A 12,051-nucleotide genomic window follows, 5' to 3' on the forward strand; every position below is an offset into this window, starting at 1 on the left:
TTCATACGTGCTTTTTTTTATTTCGGCACCCATTCAGTGTAGTTAACCTAAGTTTTGCTCTCTTTTAAGGCATGCTAGACCTAGGTTTTTCGTGCCAAATGAACAAAAACAACCCACTAAGTATAGAAAAACATCAAACAATACTTTTTTTGCAATTTAATGTTGACCCAGAACGCGAAAACACGTTTAATACACCTCGTCGCCCGGATAGCTCAGTCGGTAGAGCAGAGGATTGAAAATCCTCGTGTCGGTGGTTCGATTCCGCCTCCGGGCACCACAATTTATTTGTTGGTGTCTTAGACAACAACAGTAAAGCACAAAGAAATATTACGTGCCGACTTAGCTCAGTAGGTAGAGCAACTGACTTGTAATCAGTAGGTCACCAGTTCGATTCCGGTAGTCGGCACCATTTCTTTAAAGCTTTAAGAATAATTCCCCTTTAGTTCAGTTGGTAGAACGGCGGACTGTTAATCCGTATGTCGCAAGTTCAAGTCTTGCAAGGGGAGCCAAGTTAATCATCAAGCATAAGCTTTTTGATTCATGATGCCGACTTAGCTCAGTAGGTAGAGCAACTGACTTGTAATCAGTAGGTCACCAGTTCGATTCCGGTAGTCGGCACCATTCTCTTGATTAGAGACTAAACAATCAATTCCCCTTTAGTTCAGTTGGTAGAACGGCGGACTGTTAATCCGTATGTCGCAAGTTCAAGTCTTGCAAGGGGAGCCAATTAAAGAAAGCCGCATCACTGATGCGGCTTTCTTGCATCTGGAGATCTTGATTTTTCAATGGCTTCCCTTCCTCTTTCTGATGCCTCATTAAATCCAGAAACCAACAGTTTTAAATCCCCTTCAAAGCTAATCACGCTTTACTCTTTAATTCCGTTTTAGATCCACTAACAACAGATTATCCATTTGTACAAAGAGCCAGTCATAATGGACTCGTTAGTTACGTTACTGTTGATTAGTTCTATAGGAATGAACAAGCTTTAGAGCGAATCAAATAGGCTCTAGAAAGGCTATGTCGATTGTTCAAATTGAAATGACATCAGAGTCACTCTTTATCAAAACTATCCACTACAATCGCTCCCATAGATGCAGGCATCGAAATTACAATCACCCTTTTGATCGATACAATTGGATCGCTTAGTAAAGGTAGCTTGTCCAAACAAGTCAGTACCAGTGCAACAACCAACGCTGTCATCACATAAGCAATAACGATTCGAAAAATAAAGACCGGCAGGCGAGCAACAATATCTTTCTGAAAGACACTCTCATAGGTATAAAAGCCAAGGAACACCGCAGACAACAGGAACAACAATAATAAGTTAGCTGTGGGCAAGGTTTCCCCTAGTTTCCAGGCCTCTTCAGAAAAAGAAATCGGCACGGCCAAAGCAAAAGATCCCACAAAGATTTGGCTCGCATCTTCAAAGTTAAAACTTAATTTCATAGTTCTACTCACTAGGTTTAAGGCTTTATCTATATCTTAAAATAATCACAAAACTATCCGCAGATGGCTTGGGGGATTTTCTATTCTTACCAAGCAAACAGCAATAACATTTCTTAGTTTCATAGTAGTCGCAATAACCAAAACATAGCTTGAACTAACCAGCAAGAAATCAATATGTTCAGAACAAAGCGGTCGAACAACTAATTTAATATCGAGTCAAAAACACATCGAAATCGAAGAGAGACTGGTAGACATCCTAAGATACCAGCGCCTAGAACCCGATAATCTCAATCAGTTGGGTGATAAATATCACGGCACGGATCGAGGGATACTCTACTTCTTAGTTTATATATTCTTCCGGCATCACTTGGGGAGCTCAACCTAGCGACTCTCACCTTCAAACTAAATTTAGTCCGCTTTCACCCTTTGAAATACTTCGAACCAAGTGCTTAATGCTATAGAGAGTGGTTTAAGATTAATGCATAACAAGATCTATTAAGTCGACTCATTAAGGATTCTAACGTTCTTAGCAAAATCCTCCATGATGGAGTCCTAATTACACATCAGGCTATCCTCTAGATTCACTGATAGGCACTTCGTCACGTTCCCTAGACGAAGGGCTGCTAGCTAGTACTCGAGGAAGACTCCAAGCACTGAGCAAGCAGGATGAGTTGTAATGCTCGTATAGTTTCAGGTATTGAATGGGGGCACTGAGTCAGAACAGTCTCATTAACCTAACTTACAACGTCGTATGGTTCGAGTATTGGATCAGTAAGCTTAAAGAGCTGCATGCGTTTGAAGTCTTTCTTGTGTCAAACCACAATTGGAATCAGAAATGATGTGATTCTAGTCGTAGGATTGGGGTTTCTGATAAATGACGGAATAGTGGGGACGCGTTGGCTAAGAGTTATGGGGGACGGGAAGCCTTATGTGGAATTCATTAGATGGAAGGGCGAAGCACTATAATTTAGATGTAAAAAAAGCCCCGCTATTTCTAGCGAGGCTTCTAAATAAATGGCGGAGTGGACGGGACTCGAACCCGCGACCCCCGGCGTGACAGGCCGGTATTCTAACCAACTGAACTACCACTCCGCAGTGTCTATTCAGCATAATGCAATTTAAGCCTGACGATGTCCTACTCTCACATGGGGAAACCCCACACTACCATCGGCGCTATTGTGTTTCACTTCTGAGTTCGGCATGGAATCAGGTGGGTCCACAATGCTATGGTCGTCAAACAAATTCTGTTGTTAACTTGATGAATCAAATCAACTAAATAGTGGTGCTGATACCCAGACTCGAACTGGGGACCTCACCCTTACCAAGGGTGCGCTCTACCGGGCTGAGCTATATCAGCAGTTCAAAAATCATTTAAAAACGATTCTGAAAACTTTTTGTTTTCACTTTTTTAAAAGTGAAAATAAATTTAAAGCCTGGCGATGTCCTACTCTCACATGGGGAAGCCCCACACTACCATCGGCGCTATTGTGTTTCACTTCTGAGTTCGGCATGGAATCAGGTGGGTCCACAATGCTATGGTCGCCAAGCAAATTTTGCTTTTACTTTCAGTTTTTTAAAACTGAAGGCAAAATAATCTGGAAAACTGTATTTAAAAGTCTCTCTTCAAACTCATTCAAGCGTTTGGTATTTCTATTGAGTCCACAAAACCCCTTGGGTGTTGTATGGTTAAGCCTCACGGGCAATTAGTACAGGTTAGCTCAATGCCTCGCAGCACTTACACACCCTGCCTATCAACGTCGTAGTCTACGACAACCCTTTAGGACGCTTATAGCGCCAGGGAAAACTCATCTCAAGGCTCGCTTCCCGCTTAGATGCTTTCAGCGGTTATCGATTCCGAACTTAGCTACCGGGCAATGCCATTGGCATGACAACCCGAACACCAGAGGTTCGTCCACTCCGGTCCTCTCGTACTAGGAGCAGCCCCTTTCAATTTTCCAACGCCCACGGCAGATAGGGACCGAACTGTCTCACGACGTTCTAAACCCAGCTCGCGTACCACTTTAAATGGCGAACAGCCATACCCTTGGGACCGACTTCAGCCCCAGGATGTGATGAGCCGACATCGAGGTGCCAAACACCGCCGTCGATATGAACTCTTGGGCGGTATCAGCCTGTTATCCCCGGAGTACCTTTTATCCGTTGAGCGATGGCCCTTCCATTCAGAACCACCGGATCACTATGACCTGCTTTCGCACCTGCTCGAATTGTCATTCTCGCAGTCAAGCGGGCTTATGCCATTGCACTAACCACACGATGTCCAACCGTGTTTAGCCCACCTTCGTGCTCCTCCGTTACTCTTTGGGAGGAGACCGCCCCAGTCAAACTACCCACCAGGCACTGTCCGTAATCCCGATTCAGGGACCAACGTTAGAACATCAAAACTACAAGGGTGGTATTTCAAGGACGACTCCACCACATCTAGCGACGCGGTTTCATAGTCTCCCACCTATCCTACACATGTAGGTTCAATGTTCAGTGCCAAGCTGTAGTAAAGGTTCACGGGGTCTTTCCGTCTAGCCGCGGGTACACTGCATCTTCACAGCGATTTCAATTTCACTGAGTCTCGGGTGGAGACAGCGTGGCCATCATTACGCCATTCGTGCAGGTCGGAACTTACCCGACAAGGAATTTCGCTACCTTAGGACCGTTATAGTTACGGCCGCCGTTTACCGGGGCTTCGATCAAGAGCTTCGACCGAAGTCTAACCCCATCAATTAACCTTCCGGCACCGGGCAGGCGTCACACCGTATACGTCATCTTACGATTTTGCACAGTGCTGTGTTTTTAATAAACAGTTGCAGCCACCTGGTATCTGCGACTCTCGTCTGCTCCATCCGCAAGGGACTTCACTGATAAGAGCGTACCTTCTCCCGAAGTTACGGTACCATTTTGCCTAGTTCCTTCACCCGAGTTCTCTCAAGCGCCTTGGTATTCTCTACCCGACCACCTGTGTCGGTTTGGGGTACGATTCCTTACAATCTGAAGCTTAGAGGCTTTTCCTGGAAGCATGGCATCAATGACTTCACTACCGTAGTAGCTCGACATCGTATCTCAGCGTTAAGAAAGTCCGGATTTACCTAAACTTTCCGCCTACATACTTGAACCTGGACAACCGTCGCCAGGCCCACCTAGCCTTCTCCGTCCCCCCATCGCAATTGTAAGAAGTACGGGAATATTAACCCGTTTCCCATCGACTACGCCTTTCGGCCTCGCCTTAGGAGTCGACTTACCCTGCCCCGATTAACGTTGGACAGGAACCCTTGGTCTTCCGGCGAGGGAGTTTTTCACTCCCTTTATCGTTACTCATGTCAGCATTCGCACTTCTGATACCTCCAGCAGCCCTTACAGACCACCTTCAACGGCTTACAGAACGCTCCCCTACCCCACGCACCCTAAGGTACGTAGCCGCAGCTTCGGTGTATAGCTTAGCCCCGTTACATCTTCCGCGCAGGCCGACTCGACCAGTGAGCTATTACGCTTTCTTTAAATGATGGCTGCTTCTAAGCCAACATCCTGGCTGTCTGAGCCTTCCCACATCGTTTCCCACTTAGCTATACTTTGGGACCTTAGCTGGCGGTCTGGGTTGTTTCCCTCTCCACGACGGACGTTAGCACCCGCCGTGTGTCTCCCGGATAGTACTTACTGGTATTCGGAGTTTGCAAAGGGTTGGTAAGTCGGGATGACCCCCTAGCCTTAACAGTGCTCTACCCCCAGTAGTATTCGTCCGAGGCGCTACCTAAATAGCTTTCGGGGAGAACCAGCTATCTCCAGGTTTGATTGGCCTTTCACCCCTAGCCACAAGTCATCCGCTAATTTTTCAACATTAGTCGGTTCGGTCCTCCAGTTGATGTTACTCAACCTTCAACCTGCCCATGGCTAGATCACCTGGTTTCGGGTCTAATCCTAGCAACTGTACGCCCAGTTAAGACTCGGTTTCCCTACGGCTCCCCTAAACGGTTAACCTTGCTACTAAAATTAAGTCGCTGACCCATTATACAAAAGGTACGCAGTCACACCACGAAGGTGCTCCTACTGCTTGTACGTACACGGTTTCAGGTTCTATTTCACTCCCCTCACAGGGGTTCTTTTCGCCTTTCCCTCACGGTACTGGTTCACTATCGGTCAGTCAGTAGTATTTAGCCTTGGAGGATGGTCCCCCCATATTCAGACAGGATATCACGTGTCCCGCCCTACTCGTTTTCACTGATGATGAGATGTCGATTACGGGGCTATCACCCTTTATTGCGGCACTTTCCAGAGCCTTCATCTGTCTCATTAAAAGCTTAAGGGCTAATCCAATTTCGCTCGCCGCTACTTTCGGAATCTCGGTTGATTTCTCTTCCTCGGGGTACTTAGATGTTTCAGTTCCCCCGGTTTGCCTCCTGTTGCTATGTATTCACAACAGGATACTTACTTATGTAAGTGGGTTTCCCCATTCAGGAATCCCAGACTTAAAGGTTATTACTACCTAATCTGGGCTTATCGCAAGTTATTACGCCTTTCATCGCCTCTGACTGCCAAGGCATCCACCGTGTACGCTTAGTCACTTAACCATACAACCCGAAAGGGTCTTAGTGTATGGCAACTAACCAAGGTTTTTGGTTGTCATTAAGAAGGGTTAATTCTCAATGACTGTTTGCCGGACTCAATGTGATTCAAACGAATTTGAATCGAATACAAGACACTTGAATGTGTTTGTTATGTTTATCAAAAGATAAACATTGAGAACTTTTAAATTTGATTGAATTACTCGTAAGCAATCAATCAGTCAGCTTTCCAAATTGTTAAAGAGCTTGATTTCTTTCGAAACCATTTTTAAAGACTCTCGTAAGACTTTTTGTCAAACAAGAACGCTTAAAGATGGTGGAGCTATGCGGGATCGAACCGCAGACCTCCTGCGTGCAAGGCAGGCGCTCTCCCAGCTGAGCTATAGCCCCATCTAGGTCGATATTGGTGGGTCTGAGTGGACTTGAACCACCGACCTCCCGCTTATCAGGCGAGCGCTCTAACCAGCTGAGCTACAGACCCAATATCGTCTCTTAACTTTTCTAAACCTAATCAATCTGTGTGGACACTCGTCGTAAGTATCTTCGTATAAGGAGGTGATCCAGCCCCAGGTTCCCCTAGGGCTACCTTGTTACGACTTCACCCCAGTCATGAACCACAAAGTGGTGAGCGTCCTCCCCGAAAGGTTAAACTACCCACTTCTTTTGCAGCCCACTCCCATGGTGTGACGGGCGGTGTGTACAAGGCCCGGGAACGTATTCACCGTAGCATTCTGATCTACGATTACTAGCGATTCCGACTTCATGGAGTCGAGTTGCAGACTCCAATCCGGACTACGACGCACTTTTTGGGATTCGCTTACCATCGCTGGCTTGCTGCCCTCTGTATGCGCCATTGTAGCACGTGTGTAGCCCTACTCGTAAGGGCCATGATGACTTGACGTCGTCCCCACCTTCCTCCGGTTTATCACCGGCAGTCTCCCTGGAGTTCCCGACATTACTCGCTGGCAAACAAGGATAAGGGTTGCGCTCGTTGCGGGACTTAACCCAACATTTCACAACACGAGCTGACGACAGCCATGCAGCACCTGTCTCAGAGCTCCCGAAGGCACACCTGCGTCTCCGCTGGCTTCTCTGGATGTCAAGAGTAGGTAAGGTTCTTCGCGTTGCATCGAATTAAACCACATGCTCCACCGCTTGTGCGGGCCCCCGTCAATTCATTTGAGTTTTAATCTTGCGACCGTACTCCCCAGGCGGTCTACTTAACGCGTTAGCTCCGAAAGCCACGGCTCAAGGCCACAACCTCCAAGTAGACATCGTTTACGGCGTGGACTACCAGGGTATCTAATCCTGTTTGCTCCCCACGCTTTCGCATCTGAGTGTCAGTATCTGTCCAGGGGGCCGCCTTCGCCACTGGTATTCCTTCAGATCTCTACGCATTTCACCGCTACACCTGAAATTCTACCCCCCTCTACAGTACTCTAGTTCACCAGTTTCAAATGCAGTTCCGAGGTTGAGCCCCGGGCTTTCACATCTGACTTAATGAACCACCTGCATGCGCTTTACGCCCAGTAATTCCGATTAACGCTCGCACCCTCCGTATTACCGCGGCTGCTGGCACGGAGTTAGCCGGTGCTTCTTCTGTTGCTAACGTCAAGAGATGCAGCTATTAACTACACCCCCTTCCTCACAACTGAAAGTACTTTACAACCCGAAGGCCTTCTTCATACACGCGGCATGGCTGCATCAGGCTTTCGCCCATTGTGCAATATTCCCCACTGCTGCCTCCCGTAGGAGTCTGGACCGTGTCTCAGTTCCAGTGTGGCTGATCATCCTCTCAGACCAGCTAGGGATCGTCGCCTTGGTGAGCCATTACCTCACCAACTAGCTAATCCCACCTAGGCATATCTTGACGCGAGAGGCCCGAAGGTCCCCCTCTTTGGCCCGTAGGCATTATGCGGTATTAGCCATCGTTTCCAATGGTTATCCCCCACATCAAGGCAATTTCCTAGGCATTACTCACCCGTCCGCCGCTCGACGCCCATTAACGCACCCGAAGGATTGTTAGTGTCGTTTCCGCTCGACTTGCATGTGTTAGGCCTGCCGCCAGCGTTCAATCTGAGCCATGATCAAACTCTTCAATTTAAGATTTTGTGACTCAACGAATACTGACTTCAAAACTAATATTTACCGAAGTAAACATGTAATTCTAAAGCTATTACCATTCCAACAGAATGGTAATGAATTGACTGTGCCAAATAACCGAGGTTATTTGTATTGGTCACTCAGTTCATTGAAATCAATTTTGATTCCGAAGAATCTGTTTTATCTAACGATAAAACGTTTTGATATTCATCAACGAGTGCCCACACAGATTGATAGGTTTAAATTGTTAAAGAGCTTTGCTTTCAGTGCCTTAGCACTTAAGCAGGACGCGTATAATACGCTTTCTACTTTGAAAGTCAACATAAAATACTAAGAAAACTTAGAACTCTATGGTGACTTGTCTACTTAGTAAACAAAGTCGAAATTAAAGCCTGGCGATGTCCTACTCTCACATGGGGAAGCCCCACACTACCATCGGCGCTATTGTGTTTCACTTCTGAGTTCGGCATGGAATCAGGTGGGTCCACAATGCTATGGTCGCCAAGCAAATTTTGCTTTTACTTTCAGTTTTTTAAAACTGAAGGCAAAATAATCTGGAAAACTGTATTTAAAAGTGTCTCTTCAAACTCATTCAAGGTCTGTCTTTGAGTCCACAAAACCCCTTGGGTGTTGTATGGTTAAGCCTCACGGGCAATTAGTACAGGTTAGCTCAATGCCTCGCAGCACTTACACACCCTGCCTATCAACGTTCTAGTCTTGAACAACCCTTAAGGACGCTTATAGCGTCAGGGAAAACTCATCTCAGGGCTCGCTTCCCGCTTAGATGCTTTCAGCGGTTATCGATTCCGAACTTAGCTACCGGGCAATGCCATTGGCATGACAACCCGAACACCAGAGGTTCGTCCACTCCGGTCCTCTCGTACTAGGAGCAGCCCCCTTCAATTTTCCAACGCCCACGGCAGATAGGGACCGAACTGTCTCACGACGTTCTAAACCCAGCTCGCGTACCACTTTAAATGGCGAACAGCCATACCCTTGGGACCGACTTCAGCCCCAGGATGTGATGAGCCGACATCGAGGTGCCAAACACCGCCGTCGATATGAACTCTTGGGCGGTATCAGCCTGTTATCCCCGGAGTACCTTTTATCCGTTGAGCGATGGCCCTTCCATTCAGAACCACCGGATCACTATGACCTGCTTTCGCACCTGCTCGAATTGTCATTCTCGCAGTCAAGCGGGCTTATGCCATTGCACTAACCACACGATGTCCAACCGTGTTTAGCCCACCTTCGTGCTCCTCCGTTACTCTTTGGGAGGAGACCGCCCCAGTCAAACTACCCACCAGGCACTGTCCGTAATCCCGATTCAGGGACCAACGTTAGAACATCAAAACTACAAGGGTGGTATTTCAAGGACGACTCCACCACATCTAGCGACGCGGTTTCATAGTCTCCCACCTATCCTACACATGTAGGTTCAATGTTCAGTGCCAAGCTGTAGTAAAGGTTCACGGGGTCTTTCCGTCTAGCCGCGGGTACACTGCATCTTCACAGCGATTTCAATTTCACTGAGTCTCGGGTGGAGACAGCGTGGCCATCATTACGCCATTCGTGCAGGTCGGAACTTACCCGACAAGGAATTTCGCTACCTTAGGACCGTTATAGTTACGGCCGCCGTTTACCGGGGCTTCGATCAAGAGCTTCGACCGAAGTCTAACCCCATCAATTAACCTTCCGGCACCGGGCAGGCGTCACACCGTATACGTCATCTTACGATTTTGCACAGTGCTGTGTTTTTAATAAACAGTTGCAGCCACCTGGTATCTGCGACTCTCGTCTGCTCCATCCGCAAGGGACTTCACTGATAAGAGCGTACCTTCTCCCGAAGTTACGGTACCATTTTGCCTAGTTCCTTCACCCGAGTTCTCTCAAGCGCCTTGGTATTCTCTACCCGACCACCTGTGTCGGTTTGGGGTACGATTCCTTACAATCTGAAGCTTAGAGGCTTTTCCTGGAAGCATGGCATCAATGACTTCACTACCGTAGTAGCTCGACATCGTATCTCAGCGTTAAGAAAGTCCGGATTTACCTAAACTTTCCGCCTACATACTTGAACCTGGACAACCGTCGCCAGGCCCACCTAGCCTTCTCCGTCCCCCCATCGCAATTGTAAGAAGTACGGGAATATTAACCCGTTTCCCATCGACTACGCCTTTCGGCCTCGCCTTAGGAGTCGACTTACCCTGCCCCGATTAACGTTGGACAGGAACCCTTGGTCTTCCGGCGAGGGAGTTTTTCACTCCCTTTATCGTTACTCATGTCAGCATTCGCACTTCTGATACCTCCAGCAGCCCTTACAGACCACCTTCAACGGCTTACAGAACGCTCCCCTACCCCACGCACCCTAAGGTACGTAGCCGCAGCTTCGGTGTATAGCTTAGCCCCGTTACATCTTCCGCGCAGGCCGACTCGACCAGTGAGCTATTACGCTTTCTTTAAATGATGGCTGCTTCTAAGCCAACATCCTGGCTGTCTGAGCCTTCCCACATCGTTTCCCACTTAGCTATACTTTGGGACCTTAGCTGGCGGTCTGGGTTGTTTCCCTCTCCACGACGGACGTTAGCACCCGCCGTGTGTCTCCCGGATAGTACTTACTGGTATTCGGAGTTTGCAAAGGGTTGGTAAGTCGGGATGACCCCCTAGCCTTAACAGTGCTCTACCCCCAGTAGTATTCGTCCGAGGCGCTACCTAAATAGCTTTCGGGGAGAACCAGCTATCTCCAGGTTTGATTGGCCTTTCACCCCTAGCCACAAGTCATCCGCTAATTTTTCAACATTAGTCGGTTCGGTCCTCCAGTTGATGTTACTCAACCTTCAACCTGCCCATGGCTAGATCACCTGGTTTCGGGTCTAATCCTAGCAACTGTACGCCCAGTTAAGACTCGGTTTCCCTACGGCTCCCCTAAACGGTTAACCTTGCTACTAAAATTAAGTCGCTGACCCATTATACAAAAGGTACGCAGTCACACCACGAAGGTGCTCCTACTGCTTGTACGTACACGGTTTCAGGTTCTATTTCACTCCCCTCACAGGGGTTCTTTTCGCCTTTCCCTCACGGTACTGGTTCACTATCGGTCAGTCAGTAGTATTTAGCCTTGGAGGATGGTCCCCCCATATTCAGACAGGATATCACGTGTCCCGCCCTACTCGTTTTCACTGATGATGAGATGTCGATTACGGGGCTATCACCCTTTATTGCGGCACTTTCCAGAGCCTTCATCTGTCTCATTAAAAGCTTAAGGGCTAATCCAATTTCGCTCGCCGCTACTTTCGGAATCTCGGTTGATTTCTCTTCCTCGGGGTACTTAGATGTTTCAGTTCCCCCGGTTTGCCTCCTGTTGCTATGTATTCACAACAGGATACTTACTTATGTAAGTGGGTTTCCCCATTCAGGAATCCCAGACTTAAAGGTTATTACTACCTAATCTGGGCTTATCGCAAGTTATTACGCCTTTCATCGCCTCTGACTGCCAAGGCATCCACCGTGTACGCTTAGTCACTTAACCATACAACCCGAAAGGGTCTTAGTGTATGGCAACTAACCAAGGTTTTGGTTGCCATTAAGAAGGGTTAATTCTCAATGACTGTTTGCCGGACTCAATTGTGAATCAAACTAGGTTTGATTCGAATACAAGACACTTGAATGTGTTTGTTGTGTTTATACCGTTCTTATTAAATAAGAGCAGATAAACATTGAGAACTTTTAAATTTGATTGAATTACTCGTAAGTAATCAATCAGTCAGCTTTCCAAATTGTTAAAGAGCTTGATTCAATAAATGAACCATTTTTAAAGACACTTAAATAAATGTACTTAAAGATGGTATCCCGTAGGGGAGTCGAACCCCTGTTACCGCCGTGAAAGGGCGGTGTCCTAGGCCTCTAGACGAACGGGACATAGGTTACTCTTAACTGT

General features: G+C 47.4%; 1 protein-coding gene, 10 tRNA genes and 6 rRNA genes. 5 read left to right on the top strand and 12 right to left on the bottom strand.

The window, feature by feature from the left end; all coding sequences use genetic code 11:
- Nucleotides 1-201 precede the first annotated feature (201 nt).
- The 5 genes from L0992_13875 to L0992_13895 all read left to right on the top strand — a co-directional run bounded on the left by L0992_13875 (nucleotide 202) and on the right by L0992_13895 (nucleotide 726).
- A tRNA-Phe gene (locus tag L0992_13875) sits at nucleotides 202-277 on the top strand.
- 56 nt (nucleotides 278-333) lie between these two features.
- Nucleotides 334-409 (top strand) — tRNA-Thr (locus L0992_13880).
- A gap of 24 nt (nucleotides 410-433) precedes the next feature.
- A tRNA-Asn gene (locus L0992_13885) sits at nucleotides 434-509 on the top strand.
- Nucleotides 510-545: 36 nt separating this feature from the next.
- A tRNA-Thr gene (locus L0992_13890) sits at nucleotides 546-621 on the top strand.
- A 29-nt stretch (nucleotides 622-650) separates the two neighbouring features.
- A tRNA-Asn gene (locus L0992_13895) sits at nucleotides 651-726 on the top strand.
- A gap of 324 nt (nucleotides 727-1,050) precedes the next feature.
- On the opposite strand, the gene L0992_13900 is transcribed toward L0992_13895, so the two are convergent.
- From L0992_13900 to L0992_13955, 12 genes are all read right to left on the bottom strand, one after another.
- Nucleotides 1,051-1,446 carry a DUF2391 family protein gene (locus L0992_13900; protein ID XGB66780.1) on the bottom strand — a complete coding sequence of 132 codons (396 nt, stop codon included), beginning with the start codon at nucleotides 1,444-1,446 and terminating at the stop codon, nucleotides 1,051-1,053.
- 1,015 nt (nucleotides 1,447-2,461) lie between these two features.
- Nucleotides 2,462-2,538 (bottom strand) — tRNA-Asp (locus tag L0992_13905).
- A 30-nt stretch (nucleotides 2,539-2,568) separates the two neighbouring features.
- A 5S ribosomal RNA gene (rrf, locus tag L0992_13910) occupies nucleotides 2,569-2,684 on the bottom strand.
- A 42-nt stretch (nucleotides 2,685-2,726) separates the two neighbouring features.
- Nucleotides 2,727-2,803, bottom strand: a tRNA-Thr gene (locus L0992_13915).
- A gap of 74 nt (nucleotides 2,804-2,877) precedes the next feature.
- Nucleotides 2,878-2,993 (bottom strand): 5S ribosomal RNA (rrf, locus tag L0992_13920).
- Between the two features lie 135 nt (nucleotides 2,994-3,128).
- Nucleotides 3,129-6,020 (bottom strand): 23S ribosomal RNA (locus L0992_13925).
- 308 nt (nucleotides 6,021-6,328) lie between these two features.
- Nucleotides 6,329-6,404: transfer RNA gene (locus L0992_13930), tRNA-Ala, on the bottom strand.
- Between the two features lie 14 nt (nucleotides 6,405-6,418).
- Nucleotides 6,419-6,495 (bottom strand) — tRNA-Ile (locus L0992_13935).
- A 67-nt stretch (nucleotides 6,496-6,562) separates the two neighbouring features.
- Nucleotides 6,563-8,117: ribosomal RNA gene (locus tag L0992_13940) — 16S ribosomal RNA — on the bottom strand.
- A gap of 390 nt (nucleotides 8,118-8,507) precedes the next feature.
- A 5S ribosomal RNA gene (gene rrf / locus L0992_13945) occupies nucleotides 8,508-8,623 on the bottom strand.
- Between the two features lie 128 nt (nucleotides 8,624-8,751).
- Nucleotides 8,752-11,643, bottom strand: a 23S ribosomal RNA gene (locus L0992_13950).
- Together the 16S, 23S and 5S rRNA genes with 5 tRNA genes alongside form the textbook arrangement of a ribosomal RNA operon.
- A gap of 313 nt (nucleotides 11,644-11,956) precedes the next feature.
- Nucleotides 11,957-12,032: transfer RNA gene (locus L0992_13955), tRNA-Glu, on the bottom strand.
- Between the last annotated feature and the right edge of the window lie 19 nt (nucleotides 12,033-12,051).

The sequence above is a fragment of the Vibrio pomeroyi genome, assembly GCA_041879425.1.
GTDB lineage: Bacteria > Pseudomonadota > Gammaproteobacteria > Enterobacterales > Vibrionaceae > Vibrio > Vibrio pomeroyi_A.

What these genes read in the sequence shown, in the direction of transcription:
- L0992_13900 (XGB66780.1), bottom strand. Translation starts at nt 1,446, where the DNA reads ATGAAATTAAGTTTTAACTTTGAAGATGCGAGCCAAATCTTTGTGGGA.